Origin of the sequence: Streptococcus timonensis (assembly GCF_047460355.1) — a bacterium.
Classification (GTDB): domain Bacteria; phylum Bacillota; class Bacilli; order Lactobacillales; family Streptococcaceae; genus Streptococcus; species Streptococcus timonensis_A.
Map to the genome: position 1 here is coordinate 206486 of NZ_JASHGL010000003.1, position 16961 is coordinate 223446.

The window sequence follows — 16961 nt, forward strand, 5'->3', positions numbered from 1 at the left end:
GGGCAAATGATGGGGCAAATCAGTTATAGACAAGCAAAAAAGCCTTATAAATCAAGGCTTTTTCCTGTTGATTTAGATGCCCCCTACAGGGCTCGAACCTGTGACCCATAGATTAAGAGTCTACTGCTCTACCAACTGAGCTAAGGAGGCAAATAAAAAGCTGTATTGGTGCCGAAACTTCACGGTTTGTATTGAACCCGCGCAATTAAGCAGGTGGGCAACTCGCTCTAACTGAAGCTGTTTCCGTGTGAGACGGCCTACATGCTGTTAGAAGACTTTTGTTTCCCTAATAATACAAAAAATAGTCGGTCAACACTTAAATGTGAAGTCGTACACCACAGCGTTTCTATGATTATATGATACCACTTTTTCAAAAAAAATCAAGGGAAAATTAAAAATTTTGAAAAGGATTTCATAAGTTTCGTAATTTATCAATGGTTTCCTTGCGTTGAGCCAGGGCACGTTCGTATTTTCCACTATCTTCTGGTGAGAAGTAGCTATGGTTGCGGATTTTTTCTGGCAAGTACTCTTGTTTGACCCAGTGACCTGGGTAGTTGTGTGGATAGAGGTAGTTTTGGGCATTGCCTAGTTCCTTGCTGCCGCTATAATGTCCATCTCGCAAGTGACGTGGAATTGGCAGATGACCCGATGTTTTAAGGTCAGATAAGGCCTTATCTATAGCCACGTAGGCTGAGTTAGACTTAGGTGAAAGTGCCAGATCAATGACGACATTGGCAATGAGAATACGAGCTTCGGGAAAGCCGATTCTTTGCGCAGCATCCAAAGCAGTTACGGTATGAATCTGAGCTTCGGGATTGGCTAAGCCAATATCTTCATAAGCAATCACAGTCAAACGACGAGCTAGGCTAGGAAGGTCACCTGCGTCTATCAAGCGAGCAGCATAGTGGAGACTAGCATCGACATCGGATCCACGGATGGATTTTTGCAGGGCAGATAGAACATCATAGTGTCCGTCTCCATCCTTGTCCATAGTGATGTAGCTTCTCTGAAGACTATTTTCCATGATGTCGAGCGTGATGTGACGGACACCGGCATCATTTTCTGGGGTGGAGAGAACTGCCAAATCAAGCGAATTAAAGGCAGACCGGAGGTCTCCATTGGTAGATGTTGCGATAAAATCAAGGGCGTCATCATCTAACTTAACTGGGAAATCAAAACCTCGTTCAGGGTCAGTCAGGGCGATTTGAATGGCTTCTTTAACATCTTGGTTAGACAAGGGTTCCAACTCAAAAATCTGAACACGACTGCGGATGGCTGGAGTGACAGAAAAGAAAGGATTTTCAGTTGTCGCCCCGATCATGATGACTAGACCGCTTTCCAAGAGAGGAAGGAGAAAGTCTTGTTTAGTCTTGTCAAGGCGATGAATCTCGTCTAGTAGCAGTACAAGGCCACCTGAGAATTTAGCTTCCTCAGCGATTTCTTGGAGACGTTTTTTACTATCAACAGTGGCATTGAAGGTCCGAAAAGCATACTTAGTCGTTCCAGCGATGGCTGAAGCGATACTGGTTTTTCCGATGCCTGGAGGTCCGTAGAGGATCATAGAGGATAGGCGATTGGCTTCCACCATGCGACGGATGATTTTTCCTGGTCCTACCAGATGCTCCTGACCGATGACCTGGTCGATGGTTTTGGGGCGCATACGAAGCGCGAGATTGTCTGGCATAGCAGTCCTTTCTAACATGGATTTTCTGATACGAATGTGGTAATATGGTAGTATCTATTTTAGCATATTTCCGAGTATTCGGGGCGATTTAAGAGTCGTATAGAAAGAGGACAAAATGGCAACATACGGATTTTTAGATGTTTTACAAGAAGAGTTGGACAAGAACTTTCCTTTTGATTATGAGATTAGTTGGGACAAGCGTAATCATGCGGTTGAAGTGAGTTTTCTATTAGAGGCACAAAATGCTGCAGGGGTGGAGATGTTAGATGAAGACGGAGAGGTTTCGTCAGATGATATCCTTTTTGAAGAAGCGGTACTTTTTTACAACCCTGCCAAGTCAACTGTTAATGAAGAAGACTATCTCACGGTCATCCCTTACCTGCCGAAGAAAGGTTTTTCTCGTGAATTTTTAGCTTATTTTGCGCTATTTCTCAAAGATACTGCAGAGGTTGGACTAGATGCTCTCATGGACTTTTTGGAAGACCCAGAAGCAGAAGAATTCGTCATGGAATGGAACCAAGAAGTCTTTGAAGAAGGGAAAGCAGGCTTGGAAGAGGGAGAATTTTATCCTTATCCGAGATATTAGGAAACTTTAAAAATAAGGAATTCAAAGAGGAGAGAGCATGTTAGAGAAAATCAAACAAATTTTTATGAGAAAGTCAGATAAATCTGAGTTTTCTTCCTCTTCTCTTCCTCGCAATCGCTTTGCGGATCTAGATTTCGAGCGAGTATTGAAGTTTGGAACTCGTCGCCTTGTTAATGAGGAAGGACGCTATGCTGAGGATGGGAAAATCACAGAACTTGAATTTCCTGAAGATTTTGCGGAATTTGAATTTCTAGTTGGTTTTAAGACGGAAGAGGAAGAGCAGTTTAAGCAACTATTAGCTCGTTTAAATAGTATTGACAATGCCATTCAGTCTTGTTTGGAAAGTGAGATGCAGCAACCCATCCCTCAGTTTGCCAAGGATTTGGGCTATACTCAGAAGAGGTGGGAGAAAACTTTTTACTTCCATCCTTGGGTATTAAGTTTTGAGGAAAATCCGCCTAATCTTCGCTATGTTGCAGATTATGTAAATGATGAGTTTACGGTTTATTTTGCTAAAAAACATGGTAGATGGCAGGCGTACTGGGATGCAGAGTGTCAAAAAGTAATCGAAGAAAGCTAGCTCGTATTTTCCTAGAGAGTAATTGTTATCATAGAAAAGAGTAAATATCATGGAATTATTGAATAAAAAGTTTGATTTTACAGGCTCTAAGATTGCCTTGATTTGTGGGAATAAGGTCTTGACTATCTTACGTGATGACAAGGACGATATCCCTTGTCCCAACATGTGGGAGTTGCCAGGTGGTGGTCGTGAAGGGGATGAAAGTCCTTTTGAGTGCGCAGCGCGTGAAGTTTATGAGGAACTGGGAATTCATTTAGATGAAGACTGTCTGCTTTGGAGTAAGATTTATCCTAGCGTAATCTTTAAAGACAAGCAATCGGTCTTTATGGTTGGACAGCTAAGACAAGAACAATTTGACAATATCACCTTTGGAGATGAAGGGCAGGCCTATAAACTGATGAATATTGAGGAATTTTTGAAGTCTAAACAGGCAGTACCTCAGTTACAGGGGAGATTGAGAGATTATTTGGAGGTGAGTTTATGATAAGAATTGAACAAGCAGGAGCAGAGGATTTAGAAACCATTATTGCGATTCAAAGGGCTAGTTTTAAAGCAGTTTATGACAAATACCAAGATGAATACGATCCTTATCTGGAGGACTGTGAACGCATTAAGTGGAAACTAGTCGAGCGTCCCAATAGCTATTACTACTTTGTAAAAAAAGATGAAGAAAACATCGGATTTTTACGAGTTCAGACCAATGCCGAGTTAACGAAAGCTTGGTTGGGAACGGCAGCGATTTTGCCTCAGTATCAAGGAAAAGGGTATGGTTCTGAGGGACTGAGATTGCTGGAAATAGAATTTCCAACCATCACACAATGGGATTTGTGTACGGTGTTACAGGATGCAGGCATGGTTGCTTTTTACGAGAAAAACGGCTATCGTCAAATCCACATTGAGCCTGAAAAAGAAGGCATGGATATGGTCTACATGAAAAAATTGATAGAGAAATAGAAAGGATGGTTCAGTTAAATTTCTAAACTGAACCCGCCCTAAACACGGTGCCAAAAAGATAAACTTCTCTTAGACACAAACGTCTTCAGAGAGTTTCCTATTTTGGCTTTGTGTTTTATGGGCTTGGTATCTTAATGATGGAAACATGGCAAGAGTTAAAAGTTACAGTGAAGCGTGAGGGGGAGGAGCTGGTCTCTAATCTCTTGATTGAGCTGGGAGCGCAAGGGGTAGCAATTGAAGATAGCATGGACTATGTGGGAAATGTCGACCGTTTTGGTGAAATTTTTCCTGAGGTGGAGCAACAAGAAGAAATCGTGGTGACAGCCTACTACCCTGAGACAGTTGATGTAGCAACAGTTGAAGCGGACTTGCAGGTTCGCCTGGCAGAATTGACAGATTTTATGGATTTGGGAGAAGTCAAGATGGGGACGACTGCCTTGGCTGAGGAAGACTGGGCCGACAACTGGAAGAAATACTATGAACCAGCTCGCATTACCCATGACCTGACCATCGTGCCGTCATGGACAGACTATGAGGCGACGGCGGGAGAAAAGATTATCAAGCTGGACCCTGGTATGGCCTTCGGAACGGGAACCCACCCAACAACCAAGATGAGCCTCTTTGCCTTGGAGCAGGTTCTTCGTGGTGGGGAAACGGTTCTAGATGTGGGGACAGGTTCAGGTGTTCTCTCTATTGCTAGCTCTCTTCTTGGAGCCAAGGAAATCTTTGCCTATGACCTGGATGATGTAGCGGTTAGAGTAGCTCAGGAAAATATTGAGCTCAATCCAGGCATGGAAAATATCCATGTAGCACCAGGCGATTTGCTCAAGGGTGTGGCGATTGAGGCAGATGTCATCGTGGCTAATATCTTGGCGGATATCCTCATTCATCTGACGGATGATGCCTATCGCTTGGTCAAGGATGAAGGCTACCTCATCATGAGTGGCATTATCAAGGACAAGTGGGATATGGTGCGTGAGTCGGCTGAGTCAGCAGGTTTCTTCCTTGAAACCCACATGATCCAAGGGGAATGGAATGCCTGTGTCTTCAAAAAAACTAAGGATATCTCCGGTGTGATTGGAGGCTAGCATGCAACAGTATTTTGTAAAAGGCAGTGCAATCTCTCCTATCACCATCGAGGACAAGGAAACCAGCAAGCATATGTTTCAGGTCATGCGCTTGAAAGAAGATGATGAGGTGACTTTGGTCTTTGATGATGGCATTAAACACTTGGCGCGCGTGCTGAATGCGGAAGCTCGTCAGTTTGAGTTGGTCGAAGAGTTAGCTGACAATGTGGAACTGCCAGTCCAAGTGACCGTCGCATCAGGTTTTCCCAAGGGAGACAAGCTGGAGTTTATCACTCAAAAGGTGACGGAACTGGGTGCTAGTCAAATCTGGGCCTTCCCCGCAGACTGGTCAGTTGCCAAGTGGGATGGCAAGAAATTGGACAAAAAGGTTGAAAAACTAGAAAAAATTGCCCTTGGAGCAGCAGAACAAAGTAAGCGAAATCTTGTCCCAAGCATTACCCTTTTTGAGAAAAAAGCAGACTTTTTAGCCCAGTTGGATCAGTTTGACCGCATCGTGGTGGCCTATGAAGAGTCAGCTAAAGAAGGAGAAGCAGCTGCCCTTATACAAGCAGTAAGTAGTCTTGAGAAGGGAAGTAAACTACTCTTTATCTTTGGTCCAGAAGGTGGCCTCTCACCCGCAGAAATCGAAAGTTTTGAAGCCAAAGGAGCGATTCTTGCAGGACTTGGCCCTCGTATCCTACGAGCAGAAACAGCCCCGCTTTATGCCCTGTCAGCCATCAGTGTTTTATTAGAATTAGAGAAATAAGAGGAAGAAAATGGAACAAAAACACCGTTCAGAATTTCCCGAAAAGGAACTTTGGGACTTGACAGCCCTATACCAAGACCGCGAGGATTTCTTGCGTGCGATTGAGAAGGCGCGTGAAGATATCAATCAATTTAGTCGTGACTATAAGGGCAATCTTCACACTTTTGAAGATTTCGAGAAAGCTTTTGCAGAATTGGAACAAATCTACATTCAGATGAGTCATATAGGAAATTACGCCTTTATGCCTCAGACGACGGACTATAGTAACGAGAATTTTGCCAATATTGCCCAAGCTGGAATGGACTTTGAGACAGATGCAAGTGTCGCCTTAACCTTCTTTGACGACGCCTTGGTAGCAGCAGATGAGGAAGTCTTGAATCGTTTGGGTGACTTACCACATTTGACGGCAGCCATTCGTCAAGCTAAGCTTAAAAAAGCCCACTATCTTGGTGCTGATGTGGAAAATGCCTTGACTAATCTTGGTGAAGTTTTCTATAGTCCGCAGGACATCTATACTAAAATGCGAGCTGGAGATTTTGAAATGGCTGATTTTGAGGCCCATGGAAAGACTTATAAAAACAGCTTTGTGACCTATGAAAATTTCTATCAAAACCATGAGGATGCTGAAGTCCGTGAGAAATCCTTCCGTTCCTTCTCAGAAGGATTACGTAAGCACCAAAATACGGCTGCTGCAGCCTATCTAGCTCAAGTCAAGTCTGAGAAACTATTAGCTGATATGAAGGGCTACGACTCAGTCTTTGACTATCTTCTAGCTGAACAAGAAGTGGACCGTGCTATGTTTGACCGTCAGATTGACCTCATCATGAAGGACTTTGCGCCAGTTGCCCAGAGATACCTCAAGCATGTTGCCAAGGTCAATGGTCTTGAAAAGATGACATTTGCAGACTGGAAATTGGATTTGGACAGTGCTCTTAATCCAGAGGTTAGCATTGATGATGCCTATGATTTGGTTATGAAGTCAGTAGAACCTTTGGGACAAGAATATTGTCAGGAAGTTGCTCGCTATCAAGAAGAACGCTGGGTGGACTTCGCTGCCAATAGTGGCAAGGATTCTGGTGGGTATGCAGCTGATCCCTACCGTGTGCATCCATATGTCCTCATGAGCTGGACAGGTCGTTTGAGCGATGTTTATACCTTGATTCATGAGATCGGGCATTCTGGTCAATTTATCTTTTCGGATAATCATCAGAGTTACTTTAATGCCCACATGTCTACTTATTATGTCGAAGCACCGTCAACCTTTAATGAATTGCTTCTCAGTGATTACTTGGAGCATCAGTCTGATGATCCGCGTCAAAAACGCTTTGCCCTTGCTCACCGTTTGACAGACACCTACTTCCATAACTTTATTACCCACCTCTTGGAAGCAGCCTTCCAGCGCAAGGTTTATACATTGATTGAAGAAGGAGAAACCTTCGGAGCAAGCAAACTTAACAGCATTATGAAGGAAGTCTTGACGGACTTCTGGGGAGATGCTATCGAAATTGACGACGATGCGGCCTTGACTTGGATGCGCCAAGCTCACTACTATATGGGCTTGTATAGTTACACTTACTCAGCAGGACTTGTGATCTCGACTGCTGGTTACCTTCATCTGAAAAATTCTGAAACTGGAGCTGAAGATTGGCTCAAACTCCTCAAATCAGGAGGTAGCAAGACACCGCTTGAGTCAGCAATGATCATCGGAGCAGATATTTCAACGGATAAACCACTTCGTGATACCATTCAGTTCTTGTCTGATACAGTTGATCAGATTATAGCTTACAGTGCAGAGTTGGGCGAGTAAATTAAAAGAGTCTGGGACAAAAGTCTAACCTTAAATATAAAAAGCGAACAAAACGAGTTATCTGACATTCAGAATACTGTCTTGTTCGCTTTTTTCTAATCTATCGATTTTAAAAATTTATAATAAAGAATTCCTAAAATCAAAATTTTTTGTCCCGGACACTTAAATTATCCCCAAAAGCTATCTTCTTCAGCTTGATCTGAAGAGAAGAGCCAAACTTCTTTGATTTTTCCGTCTTCAATACGGAAGAGGTCAATTCCGTTCATATTGAGTTCAGTGCCATCAGCCCGTGTTCCGAGAAAAGTAACATTAGCTGCGATTAAATCCTTATTGTCAGAAACCCAATTTGTTACCACCTTAAAGGTTCCATTAGTTTTCTCAGCAAATGTAGCTAGGTGAGCTCCTAGCTTGTCCTTACCAACAACTGTACCAGATATACTATGATTACCAGGTTGATGCCAGACAATATCGTCTGCCATCGTTTCAAAGACACCAGAAAAGTCACCAGCAATTAAAGCTTGGTTATAAGTATTGAAAATTTCTAAGTTTGTTGACATATCTATTCTCCATTTCTTTTTTATGATATAATTATAACAGTTACAATCAAAAAACAAGTAGATACTTTTTCGATAGCTAGTATTAAAAGTGGTACTATTGTTGATACTAAAAGATTAATTTTTTTTTAAAAAATAGAAAGAAGATATTTTATGCCAAATAAAGTGAGTGAGTATGGTATTTGTCCATTTGCGACAACGCAGAGGGTTTTAACAGGGAAATGGGCACTGGTAATCATTTATCAGTTGAGTACGGGTACTAAACGATTTAAAGAATTGCAGAGATTATTGCCTGGGATTACTCAAACTATTTTGACACGTCATCTCCGTCAATTAGAAAAGGATAAAATTATTCAACGAAAGGTCTATGCGGAAGTTCCCCCACGAGTTGAGTACAGCTTAACCGAAATGGGACAGGAATTCAGAGTTGTTTTAGATGCTGTCGAGAAATGGGGTCTGGATTATATTAAGTTGTTAAATGCTAATGAGATAGGCAACTGATAAGTCCCATAGAGGGAATGTGTTTTTTATTGAATCCCTCAATTAAAAGACAGTAAGGCAAACCAGTAAATTTCCAATCAATTTTCTTGAAACCCTTTCCTTCTTTTGATAGACTAATAGATAGTTAAAAAAAAAGGAGACTTAACATGAAAAAATTTGTTGCTGAATTAATCGGTACATTTATGCTTGTGTTCATCGGAACAGGAGCTGTTGTTTTTGGAAATGGTACAGAAGGTCTTGGACACCTTGGAATTGCTTTTGCCTTTGGTTTGGCAATCGTAGTCGCAGCTTTCTCAATCGGAACTGTTTCAGGTGCTCACTTGAACCCAGCTGTTTCTATCGCTATGTTTGTTAACAAACGTTTGTCATCTTCAGAACTTGTAAACTACATCCTTGGCCAAGTAGTTGGTGCTTTCTTAGCATCTGTTTCTGTATTCTTCCTCTTGGCAAATTCAGGTATGTCAACTGCAAGTCTTGGTGAAAATGCCTTGGCAAACGGTGTAACTGTCTTTGGTGGTTTCTTGTTTGAAGTCATCGCAACATTCTTGTTTGTTTTGGTTATCATGACTGTAACATCAGCAAGCAAAGGGAATGGCGCTATTGCTGGTTTGGTGATCGGTTTGTCATTGATGGCTATGATTCTTGTTGGATTGAACATCACTGGACTTTCAGTAAACCCAGCTCGTAGCTTGGCTCCTGCTGTATTGGTAGGTGGCGCAGCTCTTCAACAAGTTTGGATTTTCATCCTTGCACCAATCGTTGGTGGAGTTCTTGCAGCTCTTGTTGCTAAAAACTTCCTTGGAACTGAAGAATAATTCAACTATATCGTAAAAAATCCTACTCTCCATCTTGGAGGGTAGTTTTTTATATATAAAAAAACACTCCCATAACCAAATGTGGGAGTGGTTTGTGATTAACTCAATTCAGCAACGATGGCTTTGATTTGTTCTGCAGTGTGGACACCTGCCACTTGTTTGACAACTTGGCCATCTTTTTTGAAGAGAAGAGTAGGGATAGACATGATACCAAATGCACGCGCAGTATTAGGATTTTCGTCTACATCCATTTTAACAATCTTCAAGACATCTTCTGAAAGTTCTTCAGACAATTTGTCCAAGATTGGACCTTGCATACGACATGGACCACACCAAGTAGCCCAGAAGTCTACCAAGACCAATCCGTCTTTAGTTTCTTGTTCGAATGTTGCATCTGTAATTGCTTTTGCCATAGTATTTCTCCTTTTTAATTATATTGGCTTAAATCTTGTTTCATGAGATAGAAGAAAACATCTCCATAAGTCCCATGGTAGTCCAAATCATGTCCCTTGTAGGTTACTTTTTGGACAGGGTAGTAGTCTGCGACACCAATCAGGCAGGCATGTTGAGAACGTTCAAATTCTTCGTATGACTCGAAGGTTATGGTTCTCTCTTGCTTGCTGGCATCAAGATAAGTGATTTCAATCATAGGATTCTCCTTTGCTAAATCATATCTTCATTTTACTCCTTGGAAAAAGGAATGTCAAGAAAATTGCTTGCGCACGCAAGTTTTTTGTAAAAATTTTAGAAAAGCCAACTTGCTTTTGTTTCAAGGCTTTCTTCAACAGCTTTTTGCAGAGAGGCAAGAGTCTTTTGGCCATCGCTGGTAAGGCAGATAAAACTAGCTCGTTTGTCCTGATCGCAACATCTCCGACTAAGCAAACCGCAGTTCTTGGCTTCTAATCGTGCCACCATCCGTGATACTGCACTTGGGCTTAGATGGAGTTTGTCCGGCAGGTCAATTTGTCTCAAAGATTTCTCTTGGGCCTGATTCAAAAAGTGCAAGAGATAAAATTCCTTTAGAGTCAAGCTTTGTTCACTCTGATCAGCGATGATTTGTTCTAAGTAAGCTTCCATTTCCACTTGTCTGCGGTTGTAGTCAAACCATTTTTCTAAGTAAGTCATATCAATCTCCTTTCTATATGGTAGTTATAAACAGATTTGCCCATCTGAGATGCTTGCGCACGCAATTAGTATACAACTTTTTGGAATAGATAGCAAGAAGGATGTTTCTTATGTATTTCCTTGAAATTTTCTGAAAAAAGAGTAAACTGGTATGCAGAAAGTCTATTTGTGGAGTAAACGATGAAATTATATGTTCAGTTAATGATTCTCTTTGTCATTTCACTGATTGGTGAGGGAATCTCTAGCTTTTTCCATTTGCCTGTTCCTGGAAGCATTATCGGTTTGATTATTTTATTTTTAGCCTTGCAGTTCAAGTGGTTGCGAGTACGTCATGTCAATATGGTTGGGAATTTTCTCCTAGCTAATATGACTATCCTCTTTCTACCTCCTGCAGTTGGGATTATGGAGAAATTTGATGTGATTGCTCCCTATTTATTGCCCATTGTCTTAATTGTCTTTTTTGCAGCAGTTATCAATATTATCTTGATTGCGCTGGTCGTTCAGTTTATCAAAAAGCGTTATGAAGGAGATTACGAAGAAAGAGGTGCCAAATGAGCGAATTTGTATCCAATCCACTTTTTGGGATAGCCTTGTCCATTTTGGCTTATCTTGGAGGCATGATTATCTTTAGACGGTACCCTCATCCTCTGACCACTCCCTTGCTGCTAGCAACTTTATTTATCATTGTTTTTCTAAAACTGACTGGTATTTCTTATGTTGTCTATTATCAAGGTGGGGTCTATCTCAATAACTTGATTGTTCCTTCAACAGTAGCTTTAGGAATTCCTCTTTATAAGAGTTTTCACCTCATGAAACACCATGTTAGAAGTATTCTACTCAGTAGTTTCCTTGCTGTTGTTGTAAATACAGTTTTTACAGCTTTAGTTGCAAAATTTTTCGGTATGGATTTTTTCTTGGCGATTTCGCTTTTCCCAAAGTCTGTAACGACGGCCATGGCAGTTGGAATTACGGATAAGCTACAAGGGATAGCGACGATCACCTTGGTAGTTGTGGTAGCGACTGGGATTTTGACTAGCGTTATAGGACCAACACTTTTAAAATGGCTAAAAATTGACGATCCAGTAGCTGTTGGTCTTGCTCTTGGAGGAACTGGTCACGCTGTTGGGACTGGAACGGCCTTTCGCTATGGACCAGTTGCAGGTGCTATGGGAGGGCTAGCCATCGGTGTTACAGGTATTCTCTATGTATTTGTCAGTCCTATTGTAGCCAATTTGATTTTGAGTTAAAAACAAGGACTTTAAATATCTTTGGGTAAAAATAAGCCCCCTAGCTTTGTTTGCTAGGGGGGTCATTTATTATTGTAAGTTTACTTTATTCTTTAAGATATAATAGGTTCCAAGATAGAAGACGATGCTAAGGATTAAATCCTTGAGAATTTCAAAGGATATCGTCCAATTGTAGTCAAAATCGATGCGAAGATTGAGGGTGATAAATCCAAGTATAGTCTGGATGACGATGTAGGCTACAACTGCAAGAGCTGTACGGTATTCATTAAAGAGTTGACCGATAGAGATAGACAAGTAGATACAGAGAATTCCTGCCACTGTACTAAAGATATATGAAATCAGAGATAAACCGATACTATCTAAATAATGGCCAAAAAAGTATCTGATCATATAGACATCAATAATTTGTGGGTCTACTGTCACTAAAAAGATATAAATACTTAGAATGAAAACTACTGCACTAAGCAAAGACCAGAGGAAAGCCCCCAAGAGTTTTGCTAGGATGATTTGGTGTTCAGATACAGGTAGGGTTAAAGTTAGGTATCCTTGACGCTCATAAACACTACCCTTGAAGCGACGGATAATCAATATCAAGGTTGAAATACTCATGGTAATGATTAGTCCTCCGAAAATAAAGGCCTGAAATACTAGCATGATTGATTCTTGATCTTGAGAAGATAGCATTTTGATGGCACTAGCCTGTAATCCAATGATGACAGAAAGTGCCAATACAGCACCATAAAGAGCTAAATACCATTTGTTAACATTTTTAAATTCATAACGAACTAAATTCCAAAACATAATAATCTCCTTTATCTAGGCTTTGAATTCATGACGGAAGAGTTGGTCGATAGACTCTCCAGACTCATAACGAATATCATCCACATTTCCTTGACGAACGACTTTTCCCTCCTTGAGGAAGATAATTTCGTCTAAGATAGGCTCGATATCTGAAATCAAGTGAGTTGAAATCAAGACAGTCGAAGTTGGGGAGTAGTTGTTGATGATAGTGTTCAAAATATAGTCACGAGCTGCGGGATCGACACCACCGATTGGTTCATCAAGGATATACAAACGAGCATCACGACTCATGACCAGAATCAACTGAACCTTCTCTTTATTCCCTTTTGAGAGTTTTTTGAAGCGGCTATTTTCATCGATGCCAAGGTCACGAAGAAGACCTTGAGCACGTTCTAGATCGAAGTCTTGGTAGAAAGTCTTGAAATAGGTAAGAGCCTCTTTAACCTTCATTTGCTCGTTGAGATAGGTCGTATCAGGCAGATAAGAAACAATTGCTTTAGTTGCTGGGCTTGGCTCCATGCCATTGATCAGAATACGCCCTTGTTCAGGTTGAAGTAAACCGTTGATGAGTTTAATCAAGGTTGTCTTACCAGAGCCGTTAGGTCCAAGCAAGCCAACGATTTTTCCAGCTGGGATTTCAAGGGAAACATTTGCAAGAGCAGGACTTGCTCCATAGGATTTTGATACATTTTCAAAAGTTAACAAGGTCATAGTTTAAACTCCTTCAATATAATCTCTTAAAACAGTCGGTAGTTCTCCTTTTTTATAGCCAAATTCTACCATGCCTGTTACAAACTGTTGCAACTGTTCTTCAGAAAGTTGCTTTCGGGATTGGAGAATTAAGTCCAAATCCTCTGTGACAAAGCGCCCGGAAGTTCGTTTGGAATAAACGAAGCCTTCCCTCTCCAAGTCCGATAGGGCACGCTGGATAGTGTTAGGATTGACCCCTGCTTCACTAGCTAGTTCTCTAACAGTCGGAAGCTGTTGATTGGGTTCAAGTTTATGGGAAATGATTTGCAGTTTGATTTTGTCCATAATCTGCATATAGATGGGTTTGTTGTTATCAAATGTCCAAGACATCGCGGTCTCCTTCCTACCTCCTTTTGTGTTAATTCAATAATACAACAAAACAAAAAAGATGTCAAGCCAAAAGGAAAATTATTTTGGGAATTATTCAAAAAATGGTATAATGAGAAGAAAACGACAAGGAGGGGAAGGCATGCGTTGTCCAAAATGTGGCGCTACAAAATCAAGTGTAATTGATAGTCGCCAGGCCGAAGAAGGAAATACCATTAGACGTAGACGTGAGTGTGAAGAGTGTCAACACCGTTTCACGACCTATGAACGTGTAGAAGAAAGAACTCTGGTTGTAGTCAAGAAGGATGGCACACGGGAGCAGTTCTCCAGAGATAAAATCTTTAACGGGATTATTCGTTCGGCTCAAAAACGTCCGGTGTCTAGTGATGAGATTGGTATGGTGGTCAATCGTATTGAGCAAAAACTCCTCAGTCGAAATGATAATGAAATTCAAAGTGAAGATATTGGTTCTCTCGTTATGGAAGAGTTGGCAGAACTAGATGAAATTACCTATGTTCGTTTTGCCAGTGTTTACCGTAGTTTCAAAGATGTGAGCGAGCTAGAAAATCTTCTCAAACAAATTACGCAATCTTCAAAGAAGAAAAAGGAAAAATAAATGAAGCCTAATGATCGTTTTTCTTTTCTCAAGAATAATCGGGTGTCGCAAGATACCTCCACTCTGGTGCAGTGCTACCTCCCGATTATCGGTCAGGATGCGCTCAGTCTCTACCTTTATATACTTGCTTTCTGGGATGATGGCCAAAAAGAACACCTTTTTGCATCAATTCTCAACCACCTCAATTTTGGGATGGACAGACTTTTAAAAGCTTTCAAAATCCTATCTGCTTTTCATTTGGTTACCCTCTACCAAAATGGAGATGGCTATAAGCTCGCTATTCATCCAACACTTTCTCAATCTGACTTCTTGCGTCATACAGTGTATCGTACTTTGTTGGAGAAAAGGATTGGCGATATGGCTGTATCTGATTTGCGTCAAGAGCAGGCAGGCGGAGAGCCTTTGACTGTTCCTTTGAGTCAGGCCTTTCCAGAGATAGAAGAATTGGCTAGTCATGATGAGCCACCAGTAAAAGCTGATTTTAAAAATGATTTTGATTTGGATCATTTTCGTCAGCTCATGGCTCGAGATGGTCTCCGTTTCCAAGATGAACAGTCAGATGTTTTAGAGTTGTTTAAAATCGCTGACGAGAAAAAATGGACCTGGTTTGAAACCTATCAGTTAGCTAAAGGAACAGCTGTTTCGCAGGTTATATCTGTTAAACGGATGCGGGAGAAGATAGCTCAAAAACCTGTATCATCTGACTTTAGTCCCAAAGAAGAGACCATTATCAAGGAAGCAAAGAGCAAGTCAGCTCTACAGTTTTTAGCAGAAATCAAGCAAACACGTAAGGGTGGGATTACCCAAGCCGAACGAGATTTGTTGCAACAAATGGCTGGACTAGGGCTTTTAGATGAGGTCATCAATGTTATTATGCTACTGACTTTCAATAAGGTTGATTCGGCCAATCTCAATGAGAAATATGCCATGAAAGTGGCTAATGATTACTCTTATAACAAGATTCGTTCTGCTGAGGAAGCTGTACTTCGAATCAGAGAGAAAAATCAAAAAGGGCAGGCGCAGAAATCAGCTAAGACTGCTCCAGTGAAAACCAATGTTCCTAAGTGGAGCAATCCAGACTATAAAAATGAGACTAGCGAGCAAACTCGTCTGGAACTAGAACGTAAGAAACAAGAAATGTTAGCTCGATTAGAAAAAGGAGGAGACTAGATGGAAAGTGTCGGAGACGTACTCAAGCGTCAGCCAAGCCGCTTTCAGTATCAGGATTTAGTCCAGCAAATTGTACAAGATCCTGATGTGGCGGTTTTTATCCAGCAAGCATCCCTCAGCCAAGAAGAGTTAAATCGGAGTATCTCCAAGTTTAACCAATACATCACGGAACGCGATAAGTTTCTCCGTGGTGATACTGACTATATCGCACGTGGCTACAAACCGATTCTCGTGATGAATCATGGTTATGCAGACGTAGCTTATGAAGAGACTCCCGAATTAATTGCTGCAGAAAAAGAGGCAGCTATTAAAAATAGGCTTCGTCTGATTAATCTTCCAGCTAGCCTCAAAAAAGCCAGTCTAGCTCAAGTTGATTTGGACGACCTTGGACGCTTGCCTGTTTTTGAAAAGCTCCTAGCTTTTGTGGAACAATATCCAACTATCCGAAAAGGTCTTTATTTATATGGGGATTTTGGAGTTGGTAAGAGTTTTATGGCAGCAGCCCTGGCTCATGATTTATCTGAAAAACGTGGAGTATCTACAACTCTGCTCCACTATCCGAGCTTTGTCATTGATGTCAAAAATGCTATTGGGGATGGCTCTGTCAAAACCTTGGTAGATGAAATCAAGCTGGCAGAAGTTCTGATTTTGGATGATATCGGTGCTGAGCAATCAACACCGTGGGTCCGTGATGAAATCTTGCAGGTGATTCTTCAGTATCGCATGCAGGAAGACTTACCAACTTTCTTTACTTCCAACTTCAATTTTGAAGATTTGGAAAAACATTTTGCAAAAGGCAAGAACGGAAATGACGAAACTTGGGAAGCCCGACGCGTTATGGAACGTATCCGTTACCTTGCTGAAGAAACACAACTAAAAGGAGAAAACCGTCGATGACAGAAACTACAACATTAATGAAGTCCCACTCTTCAGTACGTCGCTTTAAGGAACAAGAAATTCCTCAAGCTGACCTAACTGAAATTTTAACTGCCGCACAAATGGCCTCTTCTTGGAAAAACTTCCAATCTTATTCTGTGATTGTTGTAAGAAGCCAAGAAAAGAAAGCTGCCTTGTATGAGTTTGTTCCCCAAGAAGCTATTCGTCAGTCAGCTGCCTTCCTCCTCTTTGTCGGAGACTTGAACCGAGCAGAGAAGGGAGCGAAAATCCATACTGATAGTTTCCAACCTCAAGGTGTCGAAGGTCTGTTGATTAGTTCAGTTGATGCGGCCCTCGCTGCTCAAAACACTTTGTTGGCAGCTGAAAGCATGGGTTACGGTGGCGTTATTATCGGTTTAGTCCGTTATAAATCAGAAGAAGTTTCTGAATTATTCAAGTTACCTGACTACACCTATCCTGTTTTTGGGATTGCACTTGGTGTGCCAAATCAAAGACACGATGTTAAACCAAGATTACCTTTGAGTCAAATGGTATTTGATGAAGAATACCAAGAACAGTCAGTTGAGGCAATTGAAGCCTATGACCGTGTGCAGGCTGAGTATGCTGGTGCGCGTGCTACGACGACTTGGAGTCAGCGTTTGGCAGAGCAGTTTGGCCAAGCTGAGCCTAGCTCAACTCGAAGAAATCTGGAACAGAAAAAGTTATTGTAGAAAG

Annotated in this window: 23 protein-coding genes and 1 tRNA gene; 15 read left to right on the plus strand and 9 right to left on the minus strand. The window is 41.4% G+C overall.

Annotation, left to right across the window (positions count from 1 at the left end):
- Positions 1-77: 77 nt before the first annotated feature.
- Positions 78-150, minus strand: a tRNA-Lys gene (locus QM941_RS06225).
- A 262-nt stretch (positions 151-412) separates the two neighbouring features.
- Entirely contained in the window at positions 413-1684 is a 1272-nt protein-coding gene (locus QM941_RS06230; protein WP_414339895.1) for a replication-associated recombination protein A, read from the minus strand.
- 115 nt (positions 1685-1799) lie between these two features.
- Here QM941_RS06230 and QM941_RS06235 point away from each other — a divergent pair, with 115 nt between their 5' ends.
- The 7 genes from QM941_RS06235 to pepF all read left to right on the plus strand — a co-directional run bounded on the left by QM941_RS06235 (position 1800) and on the right by pepF (position 7444).
- Positions 1800-2270, plus strand: coding sequence for a DUF3013 family protein (locus QM941_RS06235; protein ID WP_219966991.1), 471 nt, complete (start codon positions 1800-1802; stop codon positions 2268-2270).
- 37 nt (positions 2271-2307) lie between these two features.
- Positions 2308-2850 carry a hypothetical protein gene (locus tag QM941_RS06240; RefSeq protein ID WP_414339745.1) on the plus strand — a complete coding sequence of 181 codons (543 nt, stop codon included), beginning with the start codon at positions 2308-2310 and terminating at the stop codon, positions 2848-2850.
- A gap of 49 nt (positions 2851-2899) precedes the next feature.
- Complete coding sequence (locus QM941_RS06245) at positions 2900-3334, plus strand: NUDIX hydrolase (protein WP_414339747.1); 435 nt, start codon at positions 2900-2902, stop codon at positions 3332-3334.
- Positions 3331-3804 (plus strand): GNAT family N-acetyltransferase, encoded by a 474-nt coding sequence (locus tag QM941_RS06250; protein ID WP_414339749.1) that lies wholly within the window; start codon positions 3331-3333, stop codon positions 3802-3804. Before QM941_RS06245 ends, QM941_RS06250 begins: the two co-directional genes overlap by 4 nt.
- 137 nt (positions 3805-3941) lie before the next feature.
- Entirely contained in the window at positions 3942-4892 is a 951-nt protein-coding gene (gene prmA, locus QM941_RS06255) for a 50S ribosomal protein L11 methyltransferase (protein ID WP_414339896.1), read from the plus strand.
- Position 4893: 1 nt separating this feature from the next.
- Positions 4894-5637: a 16S rRNA (uracil(1498)-N(3))-methyltransferase gene (locus QM941_RS06260; protein ID WP_414339751.1), complete on the plus strand. Its 744-nt coding sequence runs from the start codon at positions 4894-4896 to the stop codon at positions 5635-5637.
- 10 nt (positions 5638-5647) lie between these two features.
- Positions 5648-7444 carry an oligoendopeptidase F gene (gene pepF, locus QM941_RS06265; RefSeq protein ID WP_414339753.1) on the plus strand — a complete coding sequence of 599 codons (1797 nt, stop codon included), beginning with the start codon at positions 5648-5650 and terminating at the stop codon, positions 7442-7444.
- 167 nt (positions 7445-7611) lie between these two features.
- On the opposite strand, the gene QM941_RS06270 is transcribed toward pepF, so the two are convergent.
- Positions 7612-8001 (minus strand): nuclear transport factor 2 family protein, encoded by a 390-nt coding sequence (locus tag QM941_RS06270; RefSeq protein WP_414339755.1) that lies wholly within the window; start codon positions 7999-8001, stop codon positions 7612-7614.
- 150 nt (positions 8002-8151) lie between these two features.
- On the opposite strand from QM941_RS06270, the gene QM941_RS06275 reads away from it, so the two are divergent.
- Positions 8152-8499 carry a winged helix-turn-helix transcriptional regulator gene (locus tag QM941_RS06275; RefSeq protein ID WP_414339757.1) on the plus strand — a complete coding sequence of 116 codons (348 nt, stop codon included), beginning with the start codon at positions 8152-8154 and terminating at the stop codon, positions 8497-8499.
- A 146-nt stretch (positions 8500-8645) separates the two neighbouring features.
- Positions 8646-9314 carry an MIP/aquaporin family protein gene (locus QM941_RS06280; RefSeq protein ID WP_075565787.1) on the plus strand — a complete coding sequence of 223 codons (669 nt, stop codon included), beginning with the start codon at positions 8646-8648 and terminating at the stop codon, positions 9312-9314.
- Positions 9315-9412: 98 nt separating this feature from the next.
- Here QM941_RS06280 and trxA read toward each other — a convergent pair whose 3' ends face one another.
- The 3 genes from trxA to QM941_RS06295 all read right to left on the minus strand — a co-directional run bounded on the left by trxA (position 9413) and on the right by QM941_RS06295 (position 10439).
- A complete protein-coding gene (trxA, locus tag QM941_RS06285) occupies positions 9413-9727 on the minus strand; it encodes a thioredoxin (RefSeq protein WP_001029581.1) in 315 nt (104 codons plus the stop codon).
- 14 nt (positions 9728-9741) lie between these two features.
- Positions 9742-9963, minus strand: coding sequence for a DUF4649 family protein (locus QM941_RS06290; protein ID WP_075565789.1), 222 nt, complete (start codon positions 9961-9963; stop codon positions 9742-9744).
- Between the two features lie 95 nt (positions 9964-10058).
- A complete protein-coding gene (locus QM941_RS06295; RefSeq protein ID WP_414339760.1) occupies positions 10059-10439 on the minus strand; it encodes a MarR family transcriptional regulator in 381 nt (126 codons plus the stop codon).
- Between the two features lie 180 nt (positions 10440-10619).
- Here QM941_RS06295 and QM941_RS06300 point away from each other — a divergent pair, with 180 nt between their 5' ends.
- On the plus strand, positions 10620-10994 hold the full coding sequence (locus QM941_RS06300; RefSeq protein WP_414339761.1) for a CidA/LrgA family protein: 375 nt from the start codon (positions 10620-10622) through the stop codon (positions 10992-10994).
- Positions 10991-11686 carry an LrgB family protein gene (locus QM941_RS06305; RefSeq protein WP_414339763.1) on the plus strand — a complete coding sequence of 232 codons (696 nt, stop codon included), beginning with the start codon at positions 10991-10993 and terminating at the stop codon, positions 11684-11686. Before QM941_RS06300 ends, QM941_RS06305 begins: the two co-directional genes overlap by 4 nt.
- A 69-nt stretch (positions 11687-11755) precedes the next feature.
- Here QM941_RS06305 and QM941_RS06310 read toward each other — a convergent pair whose 3' ends face one another.
- The 3 genes from QM941_RS06310 to QM941_RS06320 are packed head-to-tail and all read right to left on the minus strand — an operon-like array spanning position 11756 to position 13567.
- On the minus strand, positions 11756-12487 hold the full coding sequence (locus QM941_RS06310) for a hypothetical protein (protein WP_414339765.1): 732 nt from the start codon (positions 12485-12487) through the stop codon (positions 11756-11758).
- Between the two features lie 15 nt (positions 12488-12502).
- Complete coding sequence (locus QM941_RS06315) at positions 12503-13198, minus strand: ABC transporter ATP-binding protein (RefSeq protein ID WP_414339767.1); 696 nt, start codon at positions 13196-13198, stop codon at positions 12503-12505.
- A gap of 3 nt (positions 13199-13201) precedes the next feature.
- Positions 13202-13567: a GntR family transcriptional regulator gene (locus QM941_RS06320; protein ID WP_414339769.1), complete on the minus strand. Its 366-nt coding sequence runs from the start codon at positions 13565-13567 to the stop codon at positions 13202-13204.
- Between the two features lie 139 nt (positions 13568-13706).
- On the opposite strand from QM941_RS06320, the gene nrdR reads away from it, so the two are divergent.
- The 4 genes from nrdR to QM941_RS06340 are packed head-to-tail and all read left to right on the plus strand — an operon-like array spanning position 13707 to position 16957.
- The gene (gene nrdR / locus QM941_RS06325; protein WP_004250782.1) at positions 13707-14180 is read left to right on the plus strand and encodes a transcriptional regulator NrdR; all 474 of its coding nucleotides are present in this window, start codon (positions 13707-13709) and stop codon (positions 14178-14180) included.
- Complete coding sequence (locus QM941_RS06330) at positions 14181-15350, plus strand: DNA helicase (protein WP_414339771.1); 1170 nt, start codon at positions 14181-14183, stop codon at positions 15348-15350.
- Positions 15351-16247, plus strand: a complete 897-nt coding sequence (dnaI, locus tag QM941_RS06335; protein WP_414339773.1) for a primosomal protein DnaI — start codon at positions 15351-15353, stop codon at positions 16245-16247.
- Complete coding sequence (locus QM941_RS06340) at positions 16244-16957, plus strand: NADPH-dependent oxidoreductase (RefSeq protein ID WP_414339775.1); 714 nt, start codon at positions 16244-16246, stop codon at positions 16955-16957. The genes dnaI and QM941_RS06340 overlap by 4 nt, the downstream gene beginning before the upstream one ends.
- The last annotated feature ends 4 nt before the right edge of the window (positions 16958-16961 follow it).